This is a genomic window from Siminovitchia acidinfaciens (assembly GCF_003605385.1).
In the GTDB taxonomy this organism is placed as follows: Bacteria; Bacillota; Bacilli; order Bacillales; family Bacillaceae_C; genus Siminovitchia; species Siminovitchia acidinfaciens.
Window position 1 is genome coordinate 866,683 of record NZ_QYTV02000001.1, and the last position, 23,797, is coordinate 890,479.

A 23,797-nucleotide genomic window follows, 5' to 3' on the forward strand; every position below is an offset into this window, starting at 1 on the left:
AATGAGCGGCAGCGCAATAGCAATGATGATTATCGGTGTTGTCATTATTTGGGGTGGTTTTGGAGCGAGTGTCGCTTTGGCAATCTCCAAATCCAAGGAAGCAAAAAGAAAAGCATGAAATACCAGAAGCTTTGGGGCGTGACTCCCAAAGCTTCATTTTTTTGACTGTGACCGTTCCCAGGCTTTTAAATGCGGGTACGGGTCAAATGACCATTCGTTGATGCCATTGTCCTTATACATTCCAAAATGAAGATGTGGGGGGAACTTTCCGGCAGTCCCCGGAGGGCCGTATCCTGAACTGCCCACGCTGCCAATAATATCGCCAGGCTTTACAACATCTCCAATTTTTAAATCTTTGGCAAAGCCGTTTAAGTGTGCATAATAATGATAGGTATTGTTTAAGTCCCTAACACCTATCCGCCAGCCGCCGAACTTGTTCCATCCTTTTAATTCTACAACTCCATAAGCAACGGATCTCACGGGAACGCCATATCCGGCAAAAATATCAGTTCCTTCATGAATTCTCCGCCCACCCCAGCCACGGCGGTCACCCCAAGTATTGTTGTATGAATAATTGTAGCCTTTGGGGAGGGGGAAGACTTTTTCTTGTAAGTCTATCCGATTCATTTTTCTATAAACTTTTGCATTGGTCATTATCGCGATGACGGCTTGATCTCTTTTGTAATAATTCCATAAAGCAATCCGAATTCTTGTGTCATCTGTACCATATTTGGCAAGGTATTTTCCCGCTGTATACAAAAGGTCTTCTTCGTTTTTTCTCTCCGCCTTACCGTCACCATTTCCATCTAACCCCTTACCGTTAAAAAAGCTGATGGACAATGGATTGCTATCTTCTATATATGGATTGGCAATTCCTGCCCAGTATTCGGGTTTAATGTATATTCCCACCAAGCCGTCCGGTTTGGGCAAGTCTTTTCTTACATGACGGATGCTCTGTTCGTATTGATCGACAGCGGCAATATAAAACCATGGAACGCCTGTAGACATTTCGGTTTTTTTATACAGTTCCATTCTTTTTTGGTACAACTCTGCTTGCGGGAGCTCTGCGGCTTCAATAAGAATTCCTGAAGAAAACATAAGTATGATAAAGAGTAATATTGTTCTCAAATGGATTCCACCTCCTTGGTGAAAAATAAGCAGGCCCATGATGAACACGGGCCGATATTTCGAATTTATCTGGAATTGATCATGCGATCTTCTCTACTTTCACCATTTTCATTTTCAGTATCACTCATTTTTCGCCCTTGTGGAGAGCTTTCTTTCATCATACGGACTGTACTTCTGACCGTTTGATCTTTGTCGGCAGAATTAGGTTTCATGGAAGCAATGTTTTCAACGTATTGTCTTAAAGCCGGGTCATCAGTAACATACACATGATACCAGCGTGGTACGGCAGACATAGCTGTTTTCTTGACTTGATCAGCCGTATCGAAACGGGATTTTTTATCTGTTTCACTTAATTTATAGGCAATTAATACCTCAGCGTCTGTAACGACAACACTGCTGTCAAGAACATTTGGTAGAGCCACCGTCATCTTACTGATCATACTGGCTGTTTTTTCGCGATCCATAGCGTCATTACGGTTGAATTTTGCCGTTTCACCAGGGACAGGGCTTTTAACTTCCCGAACAAATCCAAAATTATTATCGTTATTTGACGGGTTATATAAATCATGCCTGTCATCCCTGTTAATCGTGTTCCCGCTTTTCTTGTAAACAGCGTCATTTTCTGCAGTTTGGCGTTCATTTACGGCGCAGGCACCCAGTATCATGGCACTTAAAATGATCGCTCCAACCTTTGACTTTTTCAAAAAATACACCTCCTCTACATTAGGATGTACTGAAAAGCAAGTTTTTTACTAGAAATTGTTGCCGTTTGAGTTATAATTTAAAGAAGTGATTAATAAACTAAGCGGGTGAGATAATTGGTTGCAATACAAAATAAGCAATATGAGCTCGTTGAAGAATTCCGGGACGGCTTCAATGAGGAAGCTTTGAGGGCTCGCTTCAGCGATATATTAATAAAATACGATTATATTGTCGGTGATTGGGGATATGGCCAACTCCGTTTAAAGGGCTTCTTTTCAGATGATAACAATAAGGCATCTTTTGATACGAAAATAAGCACAATGTCGGACTATTTATACGAATACTGTAACTTTGGCTGCGCGTATTTTGTGTTGAGAAAAGTGGATAAATAGAAAAGCGGAGGCGCCTGGTTAGCCCCGACAAGCATAGGGCAATCGCTGAAAGAGGCGCAGTTTGCCTTTAGCAACGATTTTGACTTATGACTTCGAGGGCTAGGCGCCGCAGGCAGGCTCAAGCAGCGACGTCCTGTCGCTTCGCCTGCATTAGCACATCCTGTGCGTCGCTGGATAATGAGAAAAGTTGAAATACCCGTTTACGATATACGAAAAATTCCTCCCCATTAAAAAATGGCCAAGCTTTGTTCTTGGCCATTTTTTAGTCAGCTATCTTCATAAGGGGGTTCCGTATCCCTGTTTGGATCATCATGTGTCGGATGGGCACCGGGAAACTCCCGCGGCCTGTTTTGGTGCATGGATTTGTATTCATAGTTAAATGCACTGTACGGTCGCTGTCCTTCTTCCCAGGGGGTGGATTTATTTTCAACCTTTGTATGTTTACCACTGGGTGCTCCATATGGCCCCTCGGGAAAATCTTCGGGAATAATAAAGTTTCTTTGGGTTTCAACATTAGATACATCAGTATAAGTGATTTCCTCTTTATCGGGATGATCGCCATCGCGGCGGGTTTCGTCCATGTAAGTGACCACCTTTTTATGTTTAAAATGCCCCTGATCGTTGCTGCTATTCGTTTATAGTTCATTTATTTGATAAGATAGGTATAACAAATGTTGGAGGTAATCAGAACGTGTATTTTGTAGATCGCGAAAAAATTGAGAAAACATTAACGTATATGGAAAAACAAATTCTGCTTTTTGAAGAAAAAGATGAATGGGCTACAGACATTGAAAAAGGTGCGCTTGAAAGGATTGCGCAGACTATTATCGAGTCCATATTAGATACAGGTAATGCAATGATCGACGGATTTATCATGCGGGATCCCGGAAGTTATGAGGATATTATTGATATTCTTACGGATGAAAAAGTTATCACTAACGATATGAGTGAAAGCTTGAAATCAGTCATCAAATTCAGAAAAATGCTCGTACAACAATATATTGAAGTTGATCATAGCCAGGTAAAGTCCATGCTGAAAGAAGAATTGGCATCTCTTAAACAATTTTCGCCGAAAGTCAGGGATTATTTAACAAATGAATTGGGGCCCGTTTCAGCATTTAAGAAGTGATGTGGGAAGGTGAAGTCCATTGAAAAACTATGATGGCTATCTTATTGATTTGGACGGTACAATGTATAGGGGGACAGAAAGTATCCCGGATGCTATCGAGTTTGTAAAGCGATTGAAGCAAAAAGGGGTACCTTATTTATTTGTGACGAACAATTCCTCCAAAACCCCGGAACAAGTGGCGGATTACTTAAACCATTTTGGAATTGAAGCTGAAAAGAAGGATGTATTCACGACTTCATTGGCAACTGTCGAGTATCTGTATGCAAACCATCCTGAAACTTCAATTTATGTTATTGGTGAGGAGGGACTGACAACAGCTTTACGTGAAAAAGGATTCAAATTTGATGAACAGAATCCCGAGGCAGTTGTTATCGGTATTGACCGGGAAATAACATATGATAAGCTTGCTAAGGCATGCCTTGCTGTCCGAAATGGCGCTTTGTTTATATCGACAAATGGCGACGTAGCCCTTCCGACGGAAAAGGGATTGATGCCTGGAAACGGTGCTATTACATCCGTAATATCAGTTTCGACCCAAACAGACCCCATCTTTATCGGGAAGCCGTATTCTATCATCATGGAGCAGGCATTAAAAGCTCTTGGCACTCCAAAAGATAAAACATTGATGATTGGTGATAATTACGATACCGATATTATGGCAGGCATCAATTTTGAAATGGACACGCTTCTTGTACATACAGGCGTAACGACAAAAGAGATATTAGAGGAAAAGAAGCGCCAACCGACCTATGTTTTAGATACACTTGCACATTGGATGGTTTAAATTCCGTAGCTGTTAAAGAAGAGGCCTGATCCCGGTTGATTACTGGGGTCAGGCCTTTAAAAATTACATAAAAATGCTTCAGCGTGTCCCCGAGCGCAAGAACATACGGAGTATTCATGACGAATGTGACCTTTCGTTAATCGAGGAGGATATTCAATAGTGCAGCCCAACGTGGGATGAAAATCAGCCGCATTGGTGTGGTTGCTGGTGAATTACCTTCTCCATCATTTGCCTATTTAAGGCTCTGTCTCCGTGCTTACTAATTTAATCTAAATCCTGCCACTACAGCATTTAGTTTACCTGCCAAACCTGTCAATGCATTAGCGGTAGACGCAGTTTCTTCACTGCTGGCAGCTGTCTTTTCGGTCGTGAAGGATATGCTCTCAATATGAGAGAGGACTTCTGACGACTGTGCAGCCTGTTCTTCGCTTGCACTTGCAATTTCTGTCACCCTGTCTCCAGTGCGATTAATCATGCTAATGATTTTTTCAAAGGCCTCTCGGGATTTTTGTGTTTTGGCTGCTCCTTCCTCAACAGAGGTTATACTAAGAAAAGTGGCTTCTTGCATGTTTTTTACGATACTCGAAATTTCATTCGTCGCTTCAGCGCTTCTATCTGCAAGCTTGCGCACTTCATCTGCGACGACTGCAAACCCTCGTCCCTGTTCACCAGCCCTGGCTGCTTCAATTGCTGCATTCAGAGCAAGAAGGTTTGTTTGATCTGCAATTTCGTCAATGACCCCAATGATCTCTCCAATTTTCCTCGAACCCTCTTCCAACCGTGACATTTGCAAGCTGATTAAGCCGGCGCCTTCCACAGAGGATTGAACGACTTTTTCCCCATCTTCGGCAATTTTTATTGTTTTAAGCGCCAAACCTGCAGCATCTTCAGTGTTTTGTGCTATAGAGCTTATGGCCCCCGACAGTTCCTTAAACAATTCATTCATTGTTTGAGTAGCATTTGACTGACTTGTACTTGCATTTGCTATCTCTTCGGTACTGGCTGAAACCTGTTCCGAGGATGCGGAGAGATTTTCTGCGGCATTTAAAATATTTTGGATTGTCTCTCTCAGGTTTTTAATCATTTTATTTGTTGAATGAGCCAGGGCTCCGACTTCATCCTCCATGTGTATTTTTGTTGTTTCGGATAAATCGCCCTCTGCCACTTTTTCAACTAAATCAACCAATTGGCGCAGCGGTTGTGAAATACCCCTTGCAATGACAATGCCGAATACAATACTTAGGATAAAAATAAGCGAAATAATACCAATTGTTACAACTAATGTTGTTAAATAAGTTTTCTCAGCAGCTTTTTGTCCTTTTGCGGCTAAAATAGCTTCTGATTTCATTAACTCATTCAATTCCTCAAACATCTTATTTTGAAATTTGAGCAACCCTCCGTTAAGGGTTAACAGGTATTCGGCACTTTTCCCGTCAAGTGCCAATTGAACAGCTTGATCATATGAAATATTGTGAGATTCCCATTGATTATTAAATCGTGCCATCTTAACTTTCTGTTCCTCTGTCAAATGGCTTTTACTATACGCCTCGATGTGTGTATCAATTTTTTCTCTGATTTGCTCTATTTCTTTTGTCTTCTTGTCCACTTCGTTCGGGTATAAATATAAATCCTGGCTAGATAGTCGTAATTGTTGGACAAGGTTCCTGGCTTCTCCAAGCTCTTGGCCAGGTATAAGGCTTTCACTGTATATCTTTTCTATCTCTTCATTTATTTTGCTCATTTGCGATAGTGCAATAATACCTGTACCGACTTGAAACAATGCGATAATAAGAAAAGCTGATGTCAATTTCACACCGATTTTTAAATTCAAAAACCAATTGAACAGTTTTTTTAAGTTCATCACTTTACACCGTCCTGCTATTTTACTTTAGATCATGACAGAGCCATTTATGGGAAATGTCACTTTTAAAATCGGCATAAACAATCACGATTGAAGGTTATTTACAGGAACTTAACAATGCAGTCAGTAAACTTTACAAAAGCTTAATAAAGTTAACTAATTTTTTTATAGCTGAAGGTTGGGCCAGGAGGAAAGGGGAAGAGAAGGGGTGATGAGTCACAGAAAAGGCGGCCTCATGGCCGCCTCGATAATTGTTAGATATTTATTCTTCACCCTTTGCACTATGCGCCAGCCTGCTAGAAGCGGCTGCAGCAATCGCACCGACGATATCGTCCAGGAAGGTATTGACCTCACCAGTTGAATGGTCATTCAGATGTGCTAGAATACCAGGTTTTTGTTTGTCAATGTAACCATAATTTGTAAATCCGATCGATCCATATACATTCACAATTGAAAAAGCCAATATTTCATCCACGCCGTACAGGCTTTCATCTGTATTGATGATGGTTTGAAGCGGTTCATCCAGTTTGCCCTGTTCAGCCAGCATATCCAATTGAATTCCTGTTAATATGGCATTTTGGACTTCACGTTTACGCAGGACACGCTCAATATTAAAAATGCAATCATCAACTGTTAGCTCGGGATGGTATTTTTTTTGCAAATACATCACAAGTTCTGCGATATCTTCAATGGTCACACCGCGTTCATTCAATAGGCGGCGTGCTGTCTTTTCCAGTTTTGTCATTTTTCTTTCTATGCTCATTTATCTCACCCTTTATTAAATGTTTGATCTCGATGCATCTTTTTTATTTAAATATTTCCTTCCCAGCCATTTCCATGTAAAAAACAAACCTTCAGCAAATTAGCTGATCTCGCTCATATATTTAAAAAAGAGGAAAATGTGATAAGAGAGGGATGTTTTATGGCGATGGACATTTTGGAGAAGTATTTTAACATTAAAGCGGATCAATCGATCCGGATTGGACGGCAAATTCGCCATGTTTCGAATGGTTTGTTGTATACTATTGTCTCTGTGACACATGTGGAACAGGAGGTTCTAATAGAATTATATGAAATGTCTGAGCACATGGCAAAGAATTCTGACAAAAAAGTTGCAAGATTTGTTTCAGGCAAAGAAGGTAAGTACTTAATTACTCATGAAAATGAGGATTATGTACTCCTACAAAATCAATTTCATACGACAAACCGACTCAGAAAGACTGGCCGTCAACTGGCTAAATTCCATAACCGTGGAAAAAATCTTCAGGCCCCCATCAAGACTTTGAATCGGGCCGGCGAATGGAAGGATTTTTGGGCTGCCAGGCTTGACCAAATGGAAAAGGTTTGGGGTGGCTTGAGCCAAGAGCCCCCAAGGGAAGAGTTTGACAAGATGTTCATTGAATCTTTCCCTTACTATATGGGACTTTGTGAAAATGCAATTCAATATGTAACTGATACAGAACTGGACGAGAAGCCGCAGCATTTTGATTATGGAACAATTTGTCATGAACGCTTTCATGAAGATCTTTGGAAAAATGAACAAGAGATCAGAAATCCATTTGATTGGGTGCTTGACCATCCATCCAGGGATATTTCCGAATGGGTCAGGGACCGATACTTTAAAGGAAGCCGGATACTTCGTCCTGATATGATGAGCTTTTTAAACGACTACCAATCCGTTTCCCCAATATCTCCTTTTGCCTGGAGACTTATCTATGCAAGACTATTGTTTCCCTTGCATTACTTTGTCTGTGTGGAAGAATATTACAATACACATTCACAATCAGTAAAAAAGCATCTTGAAGAAACCCTCGACAGATATTTAAGGGATACGAAGGATTATGAACAGTTCCTGCGTTCTTTTTATACAATGGTGGGCGTGAAAAAAAAATTGCCGGCGGTTGAATGGCTTTAAAATATTTTGCTAAAACGAAAAAGCGATCCGGAAAATCCGAATCGCGAATTAAAATACCTGTTCTACTTCAATGACGCCAGGCACTTCTTCGACTAATGCTCGCTCTATGCCGGCTTTTAATGTAATAGTTGAGCTTGGGCAAGTACCGCAGGCACCCAAAAGGCGAAGTTTTACAATTCCTTCATCTACATCAACGAGTTCGCAGTCACCGCCGTCGCGAAGCAGAAATGGACGCAATTTATCGAGTACTTCTTGAACTTGACTGATCATTGTTTGTTCAGACATTCAGATCTACTCCCTTCCTATTACCCATTATAAGCAGAAATGAAAAAAAAATCTATGGGTTTGTTTGGGCTTGCCCATCTGTTGCAGTTTTTCGAGGGCAGCCTCTAAGGTTTGGTTTTAGATGAAGGCAACTTTTTGGTCTAGAAAAAGGTGGCTTCCATTTGTTGGGGAAATTATTTGGAATCCTTAACGGCATTCCGTGATCTTTATTTATAAGTTATGTTTAGCGCCAGGCGCCATCGGCTAAAGGTCACAAACTGGATGAAAAATATACATGCTAAGGATGCTTCGCATGGTGTGATATAAGTTAGTTGCTTCGCATGGTGTAATATAAGTTAGTTGCTTTGCTGTGGTGGCTTAGTTGCCTCCTTGCAATTCGTCATGTGCTTGTTGCCCGAGGCTGAACGCCTTGCGCTTTTCTTTATAAAATCGGTACAATAAAGGGAAAGGAGCGTGGGAGCAATGAAAAAGGAAGCAGAGATTTTTGTATATGGGGCAGAGCAGATTTGCGCAAGTTGTGTGAATCTCCCTTCTTCGAAAGAAACATATGAATGGCTGGAAGCTGCCATCTCCCGGAAATATCCCGGACAGCCGTTTAAAATCCATTACATCGATATTTTTAATCCGCCGGAAGATGAAGCTGCAAAAGCATTTGCAGAGCGGGTAGTCGAGGAAGACTTATTTTATCCGGTCGTCACCATGGATGACGAAATCATCGGTGAGGGGAACCCAAGGTTAAAAGATGTGTATAAGAAGTTGGAAGAACATGGATACCACGCAGAATAAAAAATGCCGGAATCAGTATAAAAACCCTGATTCCGGCATTTTCGATATATCGAGAAATGTAAATGGACAGCCGCTTTCGTATTTATAACACAATTCCCGCGCCTAGCCCCTCGAGGTCATAAGCCAGTTGCTTCTGAAGGCAAAAAACGCCGTCAGGCAGCACCCTTCTTATGCTTGTCGGGGCTGACCGAGGCGCTTCTGCTTTTCTACTGTCTAGCTTCAGGCTCCAGCGACTAGCAGACTTCCTTCTCTGGGTGCTCCAAGGCAAAGCTTATTCAGGAAGCTATGTTACCTTGTCGCAAAGCTGCTTGAAGTTTACTCGAGGAAGATACACACGATGTTATTGAAGTCAGTAGCTTTCCTACGATAAGTCAACATCGGCTTGCCTGCGGCTTCGCCGTGTTTCCTTTATCTCGTCAGGAGTCGTCCAGTGTCTAGCTCCAGCGCCTAGCTCCTCGAGGTCATAAGCCAGTTGCTTCTGAAGGCAAGAAACGCCTTCAGGCAGCACCCTTCTTATGCTTGTCGGGGCTGACCGAGGCGCTTCTGCTTTTCTACTCACCCATTATGATACTTGTACATCCACAGGATACCAGACTTCAAGATCCGAGCAATACGGCCTGTGATTGCCCGCTCAGCCATCAGCCCGAAGCCCTGTTTTTTACCAAGTGAGCCAAGCACACCTTTTAATTTGATGGTTGGCAATTCTTCCGGGAGCTCCTGCCCGCTCCAGCGTTTCTGAAGGACCTGCACTATTTGATCGGCTTGTCCCTCGGCAAGCTGAGCGCTTGGAGCATAAGGGAGGCTTGCGCAGTCTCCGACAACATAAACATGCTCATCAACAGGAATGTTGTGATATTTCGTTAATACTACTCTGTTCTGTTTGTCTTTTTCGACATCCATATCACGTACAATCCGGTTTGGCTGTATACCGGCAGTCCAAACAATGACGTCAGAATGAACCGGCTCATCATGATTGAAGAGTGTGCGGTCTTCTACCCTCGTAATGTTAGCTCCATTAATGACTTCGACGCCGTTTGTCTGGAACCAATTTTGTACATAGCGGCTGACTCTTTCCGGAAATGCGGATAGAATGATTTTTCCACGGTCAAATAATTTGATGACCAAATCTTCACGGCTCTCCCTAAGCTCACTTGCGAGTTCGACTCCGCTCAGGCCTCCGCCTACAATACTGACAACCGAATTTGCAGGCAAGTTGTTCAAGGTTTGATATGTTTCCCGGGCTTTTCCTATATTTTGGATACTATGTGTGTATTCTTTTGCACCGGGAATATTGTGATATTTATCCTCACAGCCGAGGCCAATAATTAAATCATCATAAGCCACAGGTTCATCTTCGGCTAAATGGACAAGTTTGTTTTCCAAGTCGATGTTCGTTATTTCCCCGTATTTGAGTTCAAGGCGCGGATGTTCAGGAAAAGGCACTCGGACCTCTTGGTCTGAAACCGTTCCGGCGGCCAATGCATAGTACTCAGTTTTAAGACAATGGTATGGCACTCTGTCAATCAGAGTGATGGTTACATCTTCGGGCAGGTTGTTTGGCAGCAAACGGTGCAACGCCCGCATGTTCCCATATCCACCGCCAAGAAGCACTAATTTTTTCATGCAAACAGTCTCCTTTTGCCATCTATTTAAACAATATAAGAAAACACATTTATAAATATGTATTTATCAGTTCTATATCCAACGTAAAGTATAGCGGAATCTACACTGATATACAACAGGATTAAGATGTTCACTTCGCATTATTTAATTTAAGAACAGAGTTCTTTTCAGCCTTTCAAATTGACTAACCCATGCGAAAAGAGTAGGATTAAGACTGGTAATGAGGTGAATTAAATGAATCCTATCATAGAATTTTGCATCAGCAATCTAGGCATGGGTGGATATGAAGCAATGCAAAAATTGGAGGATGATCCAGATCTGGATATTGTGGAATATGGATGTCTAGATCATTGTGATTTATGCGCAGAAACTTTATACGCCCTCGTTAATGGAGAAGTGGTCACTGGGGATAGCCCAGAGGATCTTGTCAAAAATATTTACCAGTATTTAGAAGACAATCCGATGTTTTAATAAGCCGTTTAGTTGTGAATAGAACATCCGGAGTTTATAATAAAGGAAGACTTCATTTCTCGCAAGAGGGGGGTGCAGATTCATGAGTGACCTTGTAATATTGACTGAAGCGGCTGCATTGCAGATCAAGGAAATGATCAAACAGAACGGAGAAGAAGGTGCTTATTTCCGTTTTTCCATTAATGGAGGCGGATGCAGCGGTTTATCGTACGGCATGAGTCTAGACCATGAAAGATCTGAAAAGGATACATTCATTGAGCAGCACGGTATAGGTATCGTCATTGATGAAGATACAGCTCCGATTGTCTCAGGAACTGTCATTGATTTTAAACAGTCTCTCATGGGAGGCGGTTTTACGATTGATAATCCGAATGCCCTTGTTTCATGTGGCTGTGGAACCTCTTTCCGAACTGCGACAGTTGCAGGTAAGCCGGAAGATTGTTAAATGGAAAAAAGGCCTGGACATCACTGTCCGGGCCTTTGTTGTATCTGCTTTATTATTTATCGAATAAAGACGTACTGTGCATCGGCTGCACTCTTGCTTTCGGGTCAATATAGGTTTTTGCATTGCTGACAGCTGTCGGCGCTTCGCCAAATCCGGTGGCGATCAATTTTACTTTACCGTCATATGTCGTGATATCACCTGCGGCATATATCCCCGGGATATTCGTTTCCATTTTTGAATTGACGACAATGGAGTTCTTTTCAATCTCGATGCCCCAGTCCTTGATCGGTCCAAGTGATGACACAAAGCCGTAGTTGCAAATCAGAGAGTCAAGTTCAATTTCTTCCACAGCATCGCCTCTGACTTCCTGGATGACAAGCTTATTGATAGACTCGCCGTCACAGATGATATCAGAAGCGGCGAAAGGAGTTTTAATTTCAACTGAAGAAGATTTCAATTGAGTCACGCTGCTTTCATGAGCGCGGAACTTATCCCTGCGATGGACAAGGGTCACTTTCTCTGCAATCGGTTCAAGCATGAGCGCCCAGTCAACAGCTGAATCTCCCCCACCCAGGATTACGACTCTTTTTCCTTCAAACTTTTTCATATCATCTACGAAATAGTGGAGGTTTTTCCCTTCATATTGTTCGGCCTCTTCAATCTCCAGTTTTCTTGGTTGAAAAGCTCCGATTCCGCCGGTGATAATAATCGATTTTGAATAATGGATCTCTTGATCGGTAGTCAGTTTAAAAGTTCCGTCGTCCAGTTTTTCCACATTTTGTACAGATTGACCAAGACAAATAGTTTGGGAAAACAACTTCAACTGTTCTTTTAAATTATTGACGAGATCCTGTGCCTTTATTTTTGGAAAGCCGGCCACATCGTATATATATTTCTCTGGATATAATGCAGCTAATTGCCCGCCTAATTGAGGAAGACTTTCTATAATTTTAACCGATGAATTCCTCATACCTGCATAAAAGGCAGTGAACATCCCAGCAGGACCTGCCCCGATGATTGTCATGTCAAAAACTTGCTGATCTTCTTTCAAAGAAAATCCCTCCTGTTCATAAACAGCTTCAATAAGTCATTTTACACGTTCCTATTGTGCCACACAATGCTTAGTTTTGTCATATGAAATGACCCAAAAATGCGGGGAATCAGTACTTTGAATGAGTTTTGACCTTAAGAATTCAGAATTGTTGTTCTTCTGTGAAACCGCTTGAAAAAGGAGAATAAAAGCCATATGATGTATTGAGACATATATCTCTTTTTTATGACATTTTTTTTGTTATTGTACGTGAAGTGCATCACATTTATTTATATATCATATTATTTTTTACAATGCATTTCAGTCGTACGAATGTTTTATAATAAGACGAAAAGGTGGAAGTGATTAGATTGAGAAAGCCAAAGATTGTAGTATTAGGCGCTGGTTACGGCGGATTAATGACAGTGACACGTCTTCAAAAACAACTCGGAAGCACCGATGCCGAAATTGTTTTAGTTAATAAAAATGACTACCATTATGAAACAACATGGTTGCATGAAGCTTCTGCCGGAACATTGTCCCCTGACCAGGTCCGTTATGATATTTCAAGCGTAATTGACAGAAGCAAGGTTGACTTCGTTCAAGATACTGCTGTAAAAGTTGAACTTGAAACGAAAAAAGTAATCCTTGAAAAAGGAGACGAGCTTTCATATGACTACCTTGTAGTAGCATTGGGAGGCGCTCCTGAAACATTTGGAATCAAAGGCCTTGATAAGTATGCTTTTTCCATTACAAATGTAAACACAGCGAGACAAATCCGCGAACATATTGAATATCAATTCGCAACTTACAAAGTCGACAAAAAGCCAGAACGTTTAACAATTGTTGTCGGCGGTGCAGGTTTTACAGGCATGGAGTTTCTTGGCGAACTGGGCAATCAGATTCCAAGATGGTGCAAAGAATATGATATCGACAAAGAAATGGTAAAAGTAGTCTGTGTGGAAGCTGCTCCAACTGCTCTACCAGGATTTGATCCTGAATTGGTTCAGTACGCTACAGCGTTGCTTGAAAGAAAAAATGTGGAATTCCGCATTGGTACGGCAATTAAAGAAGCTACTCCTGAAGGAATCGTCGTTGCAAAAGGCGAAGATGATACAGAGGAAATCAAAGCAGCAACGGTTGTATGGGCTGCAGGTGTTCGAGGCAATCCGATCATTGTTGAATCTGGAATCGAAAATATGCGCGGCAGAGTAAAAGTAGAGCCTGATTTGCGTGCACCAGGGCTTTCTGATGTGTTTGTTATTGGCGACTGCTCACTCGTGATTAACGAAGAAATCAACCGCCCATATCCTCCTACCGCTCAAATCGCTATGCAACAAGGCGAATTGGTAGCAAGCAACTTAGCGAAGCTCGTTCAAGGTAAAACGAACCTTGACAGCTTTACATTCGATAACAAAGGAACTGTTTGTTCACTTGGAGATGACGATGCCATCGGTGTTGTCTTCGGAAAGAAAGTGACAGGTACAAAAGCTTCCTTTATGAAAAAGATGATCGACAACCGTGCCCTTTACATGATTGGCGGCATTCCGCTTACAATGAAAAAAGGGAAATTCAATTTGCTTAAGTAATACAATGAAATGATGAGAGAGGCAGAATCTATATGGATTCTGCCTTTTTTAGAGAGTGAAAATAACAATGCGTATGTGTTCTTCATTTCCAGCGGTTAGCCCCTAGTGGTTATAAGTATAACTCAGCGCTTGTCGGGGCTTAGAAGGGCGCTTTTTTTCTTGGAAGTTAAAGAAAGTATAAACTTAGATAAAGTTTTCTATTTAAACAAGAATACGTTAATGTCTAGCTTCAGGCGCCATCGGTTCGAGGTCACAAGCCACAGGGAAGATTATTCAGGAAGAATGTGCTCCTGCGCCATAGCTTATTCGAGGAAGTCTTGTTCAGCTCGTCGCAAAGCAGCATGAAGCATATTCAGAGATGTTTCTCATGATGTAATTAAGTGAGCGGCTTTGCGTGGGGGGCGAAAAGCTGCCTCCTCGCAATTCGTCTTGTGCTTGTCGCCTAAGGCTGCGCGCCTTGCGCTTTTCTAAGAAAGTGTGGGGAGAAGAGTATGAGTCAAAATCGGGGCAAGGTTTGGCTGGCAGTTTGCGGCGTGGTTATTGATGAGGAGGGCCGCTGGCTTGTCGTGAAAAAGAAATACGGCGGAGCCAAAGGCAAATGGACGTTGCCGGCAGGCTTTGTAGAACCGGGGGAAACTCTGGATGAGGCGGTCAAAAGGGAAGTACTTGAAGAGACAGGGGTTATTTGTACTATTGACGGTCTGCTCGGCTTAAGAACCGGAGTGCTGCGTTCCAGCATCAGTGATAATATGATGATATTTGCCTGCAAACCAAAAAACACAACAATCCTAGTTCAGGAAGACGAACTTGAGGAAGCCAGCTGGATGATGCCTGAAAGTCTGTTACAGGATAAAAAAACCTCTGTCATGATTACTGAGCTGATCCAAGGGGGATACAGGCCGTTTCAAAAAGAGATTGTTGCAATCAACCCTGGAAGTCAATTTGGATATACGGCTTATAAATTATTTCTTTGATCCTCTAAGGGAATTGTCTTATGCTTGTCGGAGCTGAACAAGGCGCTTTCGCTTTTCTAATTGTCTAGCTCCAGCGCCTATCGACTAGCAGACTTCGCGCCTCCGCCTACGATAAGTCAACATCGGCTCCGAAGGACAGGACGTCCTAGTGCCACCAAAGCCACAGGATGTGGCGTTTTGAGGCGGCCTTCGTCGCCGTGTTTCCTTTATCTCGTTGGAGTCACTCCAGTCTGTACGTCGATGGACAGGCGCTTTCGCTTTTCTAATTGTCACGAATTCGTCCGAGTCTTCGGCATTGACGCTCTGTCAACCATTCAGTAAACTTGGTATGAAGGTAAAATCAAGGGGGAAAACAGCTATGCAAATGCCACTTCCAGTCCTGCTTATATCCATGTTATTATTTTTTGTCCTGTTTTTCGGGATTGGATTTTTACTAAATATGCTATTACGAATGACTTGGATTATGGCGGTTGTCTATCCGGTCGTCGCCATATTGATCGTTGATAAGGTGAAGTTTACGGAATATCTTACATCTCCGTCCTCTTCTTTTTCCAGTCTTGGATCAAGCATCTCTAATCTCGCTGCAGCTGATCTAATCATTCTGGTTAGCGGCTTGGCAGGAGCATTAGTTGCTGGGTTTACTATGCAGGTCTTGCGTAAAAAAGGTTATAGAATGTTTTAGTAGTAAAAAAGCGCTCTGTTAGTCAGGGGGCTTTTTTACTTTTCGTCAAAAGTCTCTAGCTTTCTTAATTCACTACGAATAAACCCTCTCAAAATAGGGAATCAATACCCATGAGAGGAGTGAATGAATGTTTACGCGTTACATATACATCCGGAGGCTGTTGATGCTGCTTTTATTTACAGCAGCCTTGGGAGCAACTTTTGAAGCGTTGTCCGGTTTGGATATTAGGACAACTGCTCAAATGCTATTTTCAGATTCAAATCAAAAAAAAGCAGAGGAAAATCTTATGGCAGAACCGGCAATTCAGGCCGCGAAAGCAGATCCAACGGATATTCCTCCATTGGAAGAGGCTTTTGATTGGTCTCAATATCCGATGAAAAAAGTTGTTGCTACTGGGTATACGGCTGGGGTAGAATCTACCGGGAAAAGACCTGGACATCCGTCTTACGGAATAACATATTCCGGTGTGAAAGTGAAAAGGGATTTATATTCAACGGTAGCCGCTGATCCGAAGGTATTTCCCATCGGCACCATTTTATTCATTCCGGGTTACGGATATGGTGTGGTAGCTGACACAGGTTCAGCCATCAAAGGGAATAAAATTGATCTTTATTACGAAACTGTTGATGAGGTATACAGTAATTGGGGAAAACGTACGCTGGATATCCACATCATTGAAATGGGTACTGGGAAAATAACAGAAGAAGAGCTGATTGCCCTGAATGAAGATGAGGCCATGCAGGTATTCAGGCAAACTTATTTAAAAACTTCAGATTAAGTTACAAGGCTGCGGGATTTTCAAACCGCAGCCTTTTCGTAGTAAAAAACGCGATAGATTATACGACGCCAACTCGATATGTCCAGTTCCGACGGCGCCACAGGAGGTGGTGCTTTAAGTCGGCCAGGTGCCTTGCGTTTTTCTTAGTTATAGATTTAGAAAATAATAAAGAATCAGCGCTAAAAAGACACCTGTCAATCCTCCAAAAAACACTTCCACGGGCTTGTGTCCAAGCAGCTCCTTTAATTCTTTTCTTTTTTGCTGCTCCGGTTTTTCCGGCCAAACTTTAGCTTCTTCGATAAAACGCTGGAAGTCAGAAGTCAACTGGTTCAAGACAATAGCATGTTCACCGGCTTGCCTCCTGACACCGGTTGCGTCGAACATAACGATAATCGCAAATACTGCGGCAACTGCAAATAGGGGCGAACCCAAGCCTTCCTTGAGGGCGATACCTGTGGAAAGGGCGGTAACCGCGGCGGAGTGGGAACTTGGCATCCCGCCTGTTGAGGTCAATAGTGACCAGTCCCATTTTCTTGTCACAATGAAATGGAGAGGGACTTTTACAAATTGAGCAAAGAAAATAGCAGTGAGTGCAAACCAAAGAGGAAAGTTCAAAAACAGGTCCATCAATTTACATCCTTTCATAAATGGAAAGAAAAATTAATATAAACAATGCATTATTTTTTTAGCTTTAGCTTCTCTAAGCATACAATACAGGAAAGCAGGTCTGCCAACGTTTTCTTCAGTTTATCCATGATGTAATCTTAGAAAAGTTGAAGTGATTGAAGTTAGCAGCTTCCCTTTGAAAGCTTAACTAGGAATTCGCAAAATGGGACACTTGTGCTTTTCCTTTCTTTTTATATTACCACAACAGCCCGATAAGGAATCACACTTTTGGAAATCTCGAAACTCCACAAAACTTGGTCTATACTTTTAGTAAAGGAGGAGTTGCACATGTTTCATATTTCAAATGAAAACCCATACGAAAGTGAACAGGAATGCATGCTGATCGGATTGATGGATCAGCCTGAGAAATTTTCGGGAGATCTGCAGCAGCTTGATGATGCGTTTAATGGAAGATTGACTGATCTTGTAAAAGAAGGTGATATATCTGCAAAATATCAATCGGTTGCGGTTATACATAGTTTGGGCTGTTCCTCCATCAAACGATTCGTTTTTATCGGGTTGGGCAGGGAAAAAGATTTAACAGTTGATCGATTGCGCGAAGCGGTCGGAAAGGCATCCAAAGAATTGAAACAGCTTCGTGTAGAGTCATTCTCTATCGCATTGGATTCATTTGTGGGAGGGGGAATTACTACCGAAAAGTGTGCCTGGATCATAAGTGAGGCGTATACCATGGCAACATATGAATTTTATGGATATAAGCAAAAATCTAATGAACCAGAGATCATCGTTGAGGAAATAACTATTTTTACAAATGAGGATATGAAGGAAACTAAAGCCGCTTTTCAAACTGGTTGGACATTTGGGACGGGAACCAACCATGCGAGAACACTCGTGAACACGCCAAGCAACATGCTGAAGCCTTCCGATCTGGCTGCGTATGCAGCGGAGTTGGCTGATAAGTATGGGTTTGAAATTGAAATTTTAGAAAAAGAGGAAATTGAAAAGCTCGGAATGGGTGCTTTTCTAGCGGTAAACCAGGGATCAAATGAACCACCATTTATGATTGTCTTAAAATATCAAGGAAAAGGAGAATGGACTGATGTTCTTGGCTTGGTAGGAAAAGGGATCACATTTGATACTGGCGGTTACTCCATCAAGCCGAAGGATGGGATTGTCGGTATGAAAACAGATATGGGCGGAGCGGCGTCTGTTCTTGGAGCAATGGATGTGATTGGCAGTCTTAGACCTGAGCGGAATGTTGTTGCGGTGATCCCGGCTACGGATAATGTAATCAGTGAAAAAGCATTCAAGCCTGATGATGTAATTACGTCGATGAACGGAAAAACAATTGAAGTATTAAATACGGACGCGGAAGGAAGACTCGTTCTGGCAGATGCGGTCACATACGCAAAAATGCATGGTGCTGACCGGATCATTGATGTGGCTACCTTAACCGGTGGTGTAATTATTGCACTTGGCCTTGATAAAACAGGGGCGATATCAAATAATGAGAAGTTCTATCAGCAAGTAAAAGAGGCCTCGGCTAAAACTGGAGAATTTATCTGGCGCCTTCCATACACGGAGAAGGATAAAGAAAGAGTTCGCTCAAGTAAGATAGCCGATTTGAATAATTCGCCAGGCAGGGAAGGCCACGCTATTATGGGCGGTGCATTTATCGGGGAATTTGTAGAAGACACTCCGTGGGTTCATTTGGATATAGCAGGAACTGCTACAACTAACAAAGAGTATGAGCTTGGTCCTGCAGGAGCTACAGGGGTAATGGTAAGGACGCTTGCTCTGCTTGTAATCGAGGAAAAGAACTGGAATTAAGGCAGGAACGGGCTTGTTCATACAATAATCGCCCATGCCATCTATGCCTTTCCCGCATACACAGGTAAAGAGGAGCTTTGAGCTCTTGCATAAAGGAGGCTACCTGTAATGATGTATTATCGAAATCTGGAACCTTATGCCGGAAACCGCTTTTTCTTCGGCGCTCCCTTACTAGGCGGTTTTATCGGCGGTTTAATAGGCGGCGGAATCGGAGCCGGCATCGGGAGTGCTGTATTCAGGCCGCGCCCGTTCTATCCATATCCAGTCCCTTATGGAGGAGTCCCATATGGTTATGGCGCGCCTTATGGATTCGGTGCACCATACGGCGTCCCATATGGCTTTTAAATACGTCTTTGTCGACTGAATGTCCGAAAATGTTTCATTTTCATAATAGATAATGGAAAAACTGCCCATCGGTAGATAGATATGCTGGTGGGCTTTCTTTTTTAAAACAGGATATTATGGAGTTAGTATAGAATTAAAATAAAAAGAAAATACATAGGTTGGAGGACTTCATATGAAAGAAAAGGGATTACATCAATCTTTGGGAATTGAAGTTGTTGATATAGTAGAGGGGAAAGTGAGGGCCACCATGCCAGTCGACGACCGAACAAGACAGCCTTACGGTTATTTGCATGGCGGCGCATCTGTAGCATTGGCCGAAACCGCTGCAAGTGTTGGAACGGCCGCTTTGATTGATCTGGAGAAGGAAATTTGCTTTGGGCTGGAGATCAATGCCAATCATGTACGCCCAAAAAAGGAAGGACTGGTCACAGCTATCGCAGAAGCGGTCCACCGTGGAAAAACAACAATGGTTTGGGATATCCGAATCAAGGATGAGCAAGACCGCTTGATTTCCATATCAAGATGTACGGTGGCAATTGTGCCGAAAAAGGTGGACAGCGAGTAACTCTCAAATATATTTTGGGAATGCACTCATTTAAGAAATAGGCAGTGCAATAGTGCATTCCACTGTAGTTAGATATCTGAAGATAAAATATATTTTATTTATTTTGTGTGAATGGCACATAAGTTGCAAGTCTATTATTAGAATGCGGGAAAGGAGGATTGGGAGAGGGCTTTAATTAATAAAAATAATGAAGAGGTGGAAGGGATGCAGGGTATTCGAAAGTCACTTTTTAGCTTACTACTGTTAGTATTAATAATTACTCTTACTTTGTCAGCTTGTGGAAGCAAGGATTCCGCTGGTGGGAGCGGTGAATCCAGCGAAAAAGTTTTAAATGTGTTTAACTGGTCGGATTACTTCTCGGATTCCGTTATTAAAAAATTTGAAGAGGAAACAGGCATTAAGGTAAACTACAGTACTTTTTCATCAAATGAGGAAATGTACGCCAAGCTGAGTACAGGAAACTCAAATTACGATGTGACTGTCGTTACAACCAACTTTATTGAACTGCTGATCAAAGAAGGCTTAGTCGAAAAGATCAATAAGGATAACATTCCTAATTTACAACATATCGGAGAGGAATTTTCCGGGAATTATGCCGATCCCAATGATGAATATTCAGTGCCTTATTTATGGGGTTTTTATCCGATTGCGGTCAATGAGGAAATAACAGATAAGAAAGTTGAAGGTATTAAGGATTTATTTGATCCTTCATTTGAAAACAATCTGGCGATCATGGATGATCCAAGACCTGTAATAGGATCCGCGCTGCAGGCTCTAGGCTATTCGCCTAACACGACAAATGAGGAAGAAATCAAAGAAGCAGGGGAATTGTTGCAAGAACTGAAGCCGAATATCAAAGCAGTGGACACGGAATCCAAAAATTTTTTAATGAGCAAGGAAGCGAAGGCGGTTATTACATACAGTGGAGACGCATATATCGCAAAACGTGAAAATCCGAACATCAAAGTCATTTTTCCAAAAGAGGGTATCTTGACTTGGCAAGAGGGATTAGTTATTCCTAAGAACGCCCCTCATAAAGAGAATGCCGAAAAGTTCATAGACTTTATTAATCGTCCAGAAATTATGAAAGAACTTCTGCTTGAGTATCCATACGGAACATCCAATGTAGAAGCGGCAAAGCTTTTACCTGAAGAGGTTAGGAAAGAAACGCAGTTTGTCGAGGAGTTCAAACAGGGAGAATTATTGAAGGATGTTGGAGAAGCTACGCAGATGTATGACCGCGTGTGGACGGAGTTCAGACAATAATCATTTAAAGGGCTGCCATTAGGTACAGCCCTTTTTGTTTTGGAATGAATTGATAAGGGAAATGGTGATAAGGAAAAAGGAGGTTATGAACATGCCTTGGTCAAAGCGTGATTATCCGGAATCAATGAAAAATCTTCCTGATGCCGTCCGAAAAAAAGCGATTGAAATTGCCAACGCCCTATTGGATGACGATTATGAGGAAGGAAGAGCAATATCCATTGGAATTGCCCAAGCAAGGAAATATATTGAAGGCGAAGTTGAGAGAACGGAATACCATGTGCAGCCTGACGGGGAAGATTGGGTTTTAAAAAAGAAAGAGGGAAAAAAAGCCATTTTTAGGGAAGAAACGAAGAAAGAATTACTAGACGGTGCCAGGGAATATGTCAATGACCATGAAGGAATATTGGTTGTCCATAAGGCGGATGGGTCCGTTTCAGAGAGGTTGTATGATTAGAAGTAGCTAGACTTCCGTGATAGGTAAAACCTATTGAGGGAGTCTTTTTTTTTGCCGGCATCCTGGTAATAGGGAAAACAGTTGGTATAATTTAATCATAGATTATTTGAAGGGTGGGACATTTGTGAAAACACCGGAACAAGAAAAAAACGATACATATGAAGAAGATTTTTTAAAATGGGATCTGGCATCACTCTCTAAGGAGATTAAAGAAAACAAACTTTCACCAGTTGAGGTGACAAAACGACTCCTAGAAAAGATCGCAGCGGAAGATGGAAAATACAACGCCTTTATCACCGTTGCAGCTGAAGAAGCGATGGAGCAGGCCAAGCGGGCTGAATCTGAAATTCAGGCAGGTAACATCAGAGGGCCGCTACATGGTGTACCCATTGCAATAAAGGATAATATTTATACGGAAGGCATTACAACGACGATGGGTTCTGCCATCTTCAAAGATCACATCCCTGACCATGATGCGACGGTGGTAAAAAAACTAAAAGAGGCAGGAGCCATCATATTAGGGAAATTGAATATGCATGAGGTGGCTTTCGGAACGTCTGGAGACCGTTCATTTGCAGGCCCAGTTAAAAATCCCCATGATTTGAATAAAATAACAGGCGGATCGAGCAGCGGCTCGGGGGCTGCGCTTGCGGCTTCATTATGTTATGGAGCGCTTGGAACTGATACAGGAGGATCTATCCGGATTCCAGCCTCATTTACGGGGACAGTTGGTATGAAACCGACATTTGGAAGAGTAAGTAATTTCGGAGTCTTTCCCCTGAGTTGGACACTCGATCACGTAGGCCCAATGACTAAAACTGTCCATGACAATGCGATTTTAATGAATGTGCTCGCGGGATATGACGAGAACGATCCGTATTCAATCGATAAAGCAACGGAGGATTATACAGCTTTAATTGGCTCAGACATAAACGGAGCGATAGTTGGGGTTCCTTCGAGTGATTTTTTCAAAGGGGGAGATCCGGAGGTCGAGAAAAGCTATCTTCAAGCGATCAAAAAATTTGAGGAAGCAGGTGCAGTAATCAAATCGGTTAACCTTCCGGATATGGAGGAGATACTGGCTGCATTCAGGACGACTTTGACAAGCGAAGCATATACCGTTCACGAAAAAAGACTGCAAGATTTCCCGGATCTTTGGGATGATGAAGTAAGGACACGCTTGGTCACTTCAAAAGACACACATGTTACACAATATGTTGATGCACAGCAGGTCAAGAGACAGGCTATCAGGGAGTTTGAAGGAATTTTTGAAGAAATTGATCTCCTAATCACTCCGACTGTTCCGATTCTCCCTGTCAATATCGGGGAGAGAGAAATCATCCTCAATGGATCAAAGATTCATAGCAGTCTTGTCCTTAACCGGTATACAGGACCATTTAACATAACTGGACTGCCAAGTCTTTCCATGCCGTGTGGATATTCGGATAAAGGGCTCCCGATTGGGATCCAACTGACTGGTAAAGCCTTTGACGAGGCTAATATTTACCGGTTTGCATCGGTGCTTGAAAACAGGCTTTCCTTGTAATGTAAAAGGTTGGCGCTTTGCCTATACAGGTGCTACCGAATACAACAAAAAGTTGCGTTGTTACCCAAAAAATTAATAACTAGCCAATGCCAGCCTCTTTTAGGCTGGCATTGGCTTTTACTATTTTAGGTATAGGAAATTGTGAATAACATGTTTATCGCTAAAAGCCGCGTCCAGCTCCAGTGTCTGTCAAGTAGCAGAATTCGCAGTTGCGCTTTTTTTCTAAAGTAAGAAAGTATAAAATCGGACTAATTTTTATTTCAGGGATATATCCGTTATGTCTAGCTCCAGGCGCCATCGGCTCGAGGTCACAAGCTGCGAGAAAGCAATTCAAGAAAAATGTGCTCCTGCGGCATAGCTTATTCGAGGAAGTCTTGTTCAGCTCGTCGCAGAGCAGCATGAAGCATATTCAGAGATGTTTCTCATGATGTAATTAAGTAAGGGGCTTTGCTGTGGTGACTGAAAAACTCCCTCATCAAAATTCGCCTTGTGCTTGTCGCCGGTGGGCGGGCGCCTTCCGCTTTTATTCTAAAGTAATGGAAAAAAACCTTAAAACAATGCAAAAAAACATCCTTTTCCTACCCCAATGA

Annotated in this window: 27 protein-coding genes; 18 read left to right on the forward strand and 9 right to left on the reverse strand. The window is 42.2% G+C overall.

Going from position 1 to position 23,797, the window contains the following annotated elements:
* The first annotated feature begins 1 nt into the window (after position 1).
* Complete coding sequence (locus tag D4T97_RS03980) at positions 2 to 118, forward strand: methionine/alanine import family NSS transporter small subunit (protein ID WP_126047837.1); 117 nt, start codon at positions 2 to 4, stop codon at positions 116 to 118.
* A gap of 35 nt (positions 119 to 153) precedes the next feature.
* Here the strand turns inward: D4T97_RS03980 and D4T97_RS03985 are convergent, their stop codons facing one another.
* Together D4T97_RS03985 and D4T97_RS03990 are read right to left on the reverse strand one after the other, a co-directional pair.
* Positions 154 to 1,128: a M23 family metallopeptidase gene (locus D4T97_RS03985; RefSeq protein WP_328588753.1), complete on the reverse strand. Its 975-nt coding sequence runs from the start codon at positions 1,126 to 1,128 to the stop codon at positions 154 to 156.
* A 65-nt stretch (positions 1,129 to 1,193) separates the two neighbouring features.
* Entirely contained in the window at positions 1,194 to 1,832 is a 639-nt protein-coding gene (locus D4T97_RS03990) for a YhcN/YlaJ family sporulation lipoprotein (protein ID WP_232019380.1), read from the reverse strand.
* 114 nt (positions 1,833 to 1,946) lie between these two features.
* Here D4T97_RS03990 and D4T97_RS03995 point away from each other — a divergent pair, with 114 nt between their 5' ends.
* Positions 1,947 to 2,222 carry a YutD family protein gene (locus tag D4T97_RS03995; protein WP_126047839.1) on the forward strand — a complete coding sequence of 92 codons (276 nt, stop codon included), beginning with the start codon at positions 1,947 to 1,949 and terminating at the stop codon, positions 2,220 to 2,222.
* A gap of 266 nt (positions 2,223 to 2,488) precedes the next feature.
* Here the strand turns inward: D4T97_RS03995 and D4T97_RS04000 are convergent, their stop codons facing one another.
* A complete protein-coding gene (locus D4T97_RS04000) occupies positions 2,489 to 2,803 on the reverse strand; it encodes a cytosolic protein (RefSeq protein WP_126047841.1) in 315 nt (104 codons plus the stop codon).
* Between the two features lie 110 nt (positions 2,804 to 2,913).
* On the opposite strand from D4T97_RS04000, the gene hepT reads away from it, so the two are divergent.
* Both hepT and D4T97_RS04010 read left to right on the forward strand, forming a co-directional pair.
* Positions 2,914 to 3,351 carry a type VII toxin-antitoxin system HepT family RNase toxin gene (hepT, locus tag D4T97_RS04005; RefSeq protein ID WP_126047843.1) on the forward strand — a complete coding sequence of 146 codons (438 nt, stop codon included), beginning with the start codon at positions 2,914 to 2,916 and terminating at the stop codon, positions 3,349 to 3,351.
* A 19-nt stretch (positions 3,352 to 3,370) separates the two neighbouring features.
* The gene (locus tag D4T97_RS04010) at positions 3,371 to 4,135 is read left to right on the forward strand and encodes a TIGR01457 family HAD-type hydrolase (RefSeq protein WP_126047845.1); all 765 of its coding nucleotides are present in this window, start codon (positions 3,371 to 3,373) and stop codon (positions 4,133 to 4,135) included.
* Between the two features lie 259 nt (positions 4,136 to 4,394).
* Here D4T97_RS04010 and D4T97_RS04015 read toward each other — a convergent pair whose 3' ends face one another.
* Positions 4,395 to 5,996, reverse strand: a complete 1,602-nt coding sequence (locus D4T97_RS04015) for a methyl-accepting chemotaxis protein (protein WP_126047847.1) — start codon at positions 5,994 to 5,996, stop codon at positions 4,395 to 4,397.
* A gap of 262 nt (positions 5,997 to 6,258) precedes the next feature.
* Positions 6,259 to 6,759 (reverse strand): phosphatidylglycerophosphatase A family protein, encoded by a 501-nt coding sequence (locus tag D4T97_RS04020; RefSeq protein ID WP_126047849.1) that lies wholly within the window; start codon positions 6,757 to 6,759, stop codon positions 6,259 to 6,261.
* Positions 6,760 to 6,918: 159 nt separating this feature from the next.
* Here D4T97_RS04020 and yutH point away from each other — a divergent pair, with 159 nt between their 5' ends.
* Positions 6,919 to 7,911, forward strand: coding sequence for a spore coat putative kinase YutH (gene yutH, locus D4T97_RS04025; RefSeq protein WP_126047851.1), 993 nt, complete (start codon positions 6,919 to 6,921; stop codon positions 7,909 to 7,911).
* Between the two features lie 48 nt (positions 7,912 to 7,959).
* On the opposite strand, the gene D4T97_RS04030 is transcribed toward yutH, so the two are convergent.
* Positions 7,960 to 8,196 carry a NifU family protein gene (locus D4T97_RS04030; RefSeq protein ID WP_126047853.1) on the reverse strand — a complete coding sequence of 79 codons (237 nt, stop codon included), beginning with the start codon at positions 8,194 to 8,196 and terminating at the stop codon, positions 7,960 to 7,962.
* A gap of 462 nt (positions 8,197 to 8,658) precedes the next feature.
* Here D4T97_RS04030 and D4T97_RS04035 point away from each other — a divergent pair, with 462 nt between their 5' ends.
* Positions 8,659 to 8,982: a YuzD family protein gene (locus D4T97_RS04035; RefSeq protein WP_126047855.1), complete on the forward strand. Its 324-nt coding sequence runs from the start codon at positions 8,659 to 8,661 to the stop codon at positions 8,980 to 8,982.
* A gap of 555 nt (positions 8,983 to 9,537) precedes the next feature.
* On the opposite strand, the gene D4T97_RS04040 is transcribed toward D4T97_RS04035, so the two are convergent.
* Positions 9,538 to 10,605, reverse strand: coding sequence for an NAD(P)/FAD-dependent oxidoreductase (locus tag D4T97_RS04040; protein ID WP_126047858.1), 1,068 nt, complete (start codon positions 10,603 to 10,605; stop codon positions 9,538 to 9,540).
* 234 nt (positions 10,606 to 10,839) lie between these two features.
* On the opposite strand from D4T97_RS04040, the gene D4T97_RS04045 reads away from it, so the two are divergent.
* Together D4T97_RS04045 and D4T97_RS04050 are read left to right on the forward strand one after the other, a co-directional pair.
* A complete protein-coding gene (locus tag D4T97_RS04045) occupies positions 10,840 to 11,076 on the forward strand; it encodes a YuzB family protein (protein WP_126047860.1) in 237 nt (78 codons plus the stop codon).
* Positions 11,077 to 11,158: 82 nt separating this feature from the next.
* Positions 11,159 to 11,521 carry a HesB/IscA family protein gene (locus D4T97_RS04050; protein WP_126047861.1) on the forward strand — a complete coding sequence of 121 codons (363 nt, stop codon included), beginning with the start codon at positions 11,159 to 11,161 and terminating at the stop codon, positions 11,519 to 11,521.
* Between the two features lie 52 nt (positions 11,522 to 11,573).
* Here the strand turns inward: D4T97_RS04050 and D4T97_RS04055 are convergent, their stop codons facing one another.
* Positions 11,574 to 12,572 carry an NAD(P)/FAD-dependent oxidoreductase gene (locus tag D4T97_RS04055; protein WP_126047863.1) on the reverse strand — a complete coding sequence of 333 codons (999 nt, stop codon included), beginning with the start codon at positions 12,570 to 12,572 and terminating at the stop codon, positions 11,574 to 11,576.
* Positions 12,573 to 12,922: 350 nt separating this feature from the next.
* Between D4T97_RS04055 and D4T97_RS04060 the strand changes: the two genes are divergently transcribed.
* The 4 genes from D4T97_RS04060 to D4T97_RS04075 all read left to right on the forward strand — a co-directional run bounded on the left by D4T97_RS04060 (position 12,923) and on the right by D4T97_RS04075 (position 16,574).
* Complete coding sequence (locus tag D4T97_RS04060; RefSeq protein ID WP_126047865.1) at positions 12,923 to 14,140, forward strand: NAD(P)/FAD-dependent oxidoreductase; 1,218 nt, start codon at positions 12,923 to 12,925, stop codon at positions 14,138 to 14,140.
* Between the two features lie 491 nt (positions 14,141 to 14,631).
* Positions 14,632 to 15,114, forward strand: coding sequence for an NUDIX domain-containing protein (locus tag D4T97_RS04065; RefSeq protein WP_126047867.1), 483 nt, complete (start codon positions 14,632 to 14,634; stop codon positions 15,112 to 15,114).
* Between the two features lie 358 nt (positions 15,115 to 15,472).
* Entirely contained in the window at positions 15,473 to 15,796 is a 324-nt protein-coding gene (locus D4T97_RS04070; protein WP_126047869.1) for a YuiB family protein, read from the forward strand.
* 163 nt (positions 15,797 to 15,959) lie between these two features.
* Positions 15,960 to 16,574: a 3D domain-containing protein gene (locus D4T97_RS04075; RefSeq protein WP_126047871.1), complete on the forward strand. Its 615-nt coding sequence runs from the start codon at positions 15,960 to 15,962 to the stop codon at positions 16,572 to 16,574.
* Positions 16,575 to 16,721: 147 nt separating this feature from the next.
* Here the strand turns inward: D4T97_RS04075 and D4T97_RS04080 are convergent, their stop codons facing one another.
* Positions 16,722 to 17,201: a divergent PAP2 family protein gene (locus D4T97_RS04080; RefSeq protein WP_126047873.1), complete on the reverse strand. Its 480-nt coding sequence runs from the start codon at positions 17,199 to 17,201 to the stop codon at positions 16,722 to 16,724.
* A 327-nt stretch (positions 17,202 to 17,528) separates the two neighbouring features.
* On the opposite strand from D4T97_RS04080, the gene D4T97_RS04085 reads away from it, so the two are divergent.
* The 6 genes from D4T97_RS04085 (at position 17,529) to D4T97_RS04110 (ending at position 23,207) form a co-directional block, all read left to right on the forward strand.
* Entirely contained in the window at positions 17,529 to 19,031 is a 1,503-nt protein-coding gene (locus D4T97_RS04085; protein WP_126047875.1) for a leucyl aminopeptidase, read from the forward strand.
* 108 nt (positions 19,032 to 19,139) lie between these two features.
* Positions 19,140 to 19,376 carry a hypothetical protein gene (locus tag D4T97_RS04090; RefSeq protein ID WP_126047877.1) on the forward strand — a complete coding sequence of 79 codons (237 nt, stop codon included), beginning with the start codon at positions 19,140 to 19,142 and terminating at the stop codon, positions 19,374 to 19,376.
* 172 nt (positions 19,377 to 19,548) lie between these two features.
* Complete coding sequence (locus D4T97_RS04095) at positions 19,549 to 19,941, forward strand: hotdog fold thioesterase (protein WP_126047879.1); 393 nt, start codon at positions 19,549 to 19,551, stop codon at positions 19,939 to 19,941.
* 204 nt (positions 19,942 to 20,145) lie between these two features.
* Positions 20,146 to 21,207, forward strand: a complete 1,062-nt coding sequence (locus tag D4T97_RS04100) for an ABC transporter substrate-binding protein (protein ID WP_126047881.1) — start codon at positions 20,146 to 20,148, stop codon at positions 21,205 to 21,207.
* A 91-nt stretch (positions 21,208 to 21,298) separates the two neighbouring features.
* Complete coding sequence (locus D4T97_RS04105) at positions 21,299 to 21,661, forward strand: DUF2188 domain-containing protein (RefSeq protein WP_126047883.1); 363 nt, start codon at positions 21,299 to 21,301, stop codon at positions 21,659 to 21,661.
* A gap of 124 nt (positions 21,662 to 21,785) precedes the next feature.
* Positions 21,786 to 23,207 carry an amidase gene (locus D4T97_RS04110; RefSeq protein WP_126047885.1) on the forward strand — a complete coding sequence of 474 codons (1,422 nt, stop codon included), beginning with the start codon at positions 21,786 to 21,788 and terminating at the stop codon, positions 23,205 to 23,207.
* Positions 23,208 to 23,797: the final 590 nt, after the last annotated feature.

Bases quoted from the DNA above. Each gene is read 5' to 3' on its own strand.
- D4T97_RS04105 (WP_126047883.1), top strand. From the start codon at position 21,299: ATGCCTTGGTCAAAGCGTGATTATCCGGAATCAATGAAAAATCTTCCT.
- D4T97_RS04030 (WP_126047853.1), bottom strand. From the start codon at position 8,196: ATGTCTGAACAAACAATGATCAGTCAAGTTCAAGAAGTACTCGATAAA.
- yutH (WP_126047851.1), top strand. From the start codon at position 6,919: ATGGCGATGGACATTTTGGAGAAGTATTTTAACATTAAAGCGGATCAA.
- D4T97_RS04075 (WP_126047871.1), top strand. From the start codon at position 15,960: ATGCTGCTTTTATTTACAGCAGCCTTGGGAGCAACTTTTGAAGCGTTG.
- D4T97_RS04040 (WP_126047858.1), bottom strand. From the start codon at position 10,605: ATGAAAAAATTAGTGCTTCTTGGCGGTGGATATGGGAACATGCGGGCG.
- D4T97_RS04000 (WP_126047841.1), bottom strand. From the start codon at position 2,803: ATGGACGAAACCCGCCGCGATGGCGATCATCCCGATAAAGAGGAAATC.
- D4T97_RS04050 (WP_126047861.1), top strand. From the start codon at position 11,159: ATGAGTGACCTTGTAATATTGACTGAAGCGGCTGCATTGCAGATCAAG.
- D4T97_RS04015 (WP_126047847.1), bottom strand. From the start codon at position 5,996: ATGAACTTAAAAAAACTGTTCAATTGGTTTTTGAATTTAAAAATCGGT.
- D4T97_RS04065 (WP_126047867.1), top strand. From the start codon at position 14,632: ATGAGTCAAAATCGGGGCAAGGTTTGGCTGGCAGTTTGCGGCGTGGTT.
- D4T97_RS04085 (WP_126047875.1), top strand. From the start codon at position 17,529: ATGTTTCATATTTCAAATGAAAACCCATACGAAAGTGAACAGGAATGC.
- D4T97_RS04070 (WP_126047869.1), top strand. From the start codon at position 15,473: ATGCAAATGCCACTTCCAGTCCTGCTTATATCCATGTTATTATTTTTT.
- D4T97_RS03980 (WP_126047837.1), top strand. From the start codon at position 2: ATGAGCGGCAGCGCAATAGCAATGATGATTATCGGTGTTGTCATTATT.
- D4T97_RS04045 (WP_126047860.1), top strand. From the start codon at position 10,840: ATGAATCCTATCATAGAATTTTGCATCAGCAATCTAGGCATGGGTGGA.
- D4T97_RS04020 (WP_126047849.1), bottom strand. From the start codon at position 6,759: ATGAGCATAGAAAGAAAAATGACAAAACTGGAAAAGACAGCACGCCGC.
- D4T97_RS04090 (WP_126047877.1), top strand. From the start codon at position 19,140: ATGATGTATTATCGAAATCTGGAACCTTATGCCGGAAACCGCTTTTTC.
- D4T97_RS04080 (WP_126047873.1), bottom strand. From the start codon at position 17,201: ATGGACCTGTTTTTGAACTTTCCTCTTTGGTTTGCACTCACTGCTATT.
- D4T97_RS04095 (WP_126047879.1), top strand. From the start codon at position 19,549: ATGAAAGAAAAGGGATTACATCAATCTTTGGGAATTGAAGTTGTTGAT.
- D4T97_RS04100 (WP_126047881.1), top strand. From the start codon at position 20,146: ATGCAGGGTATTCGAAAGTCACTTTTTAGCTTACTACTGTTAGTATTA.
- D4T97_RS04035 (WP_126047855.1), top strand. From the start codon at position 8,659: ATGAAAAAGGAAGCAGAGATTTTTGTATATGGGGCAGAGCAGATTTGC.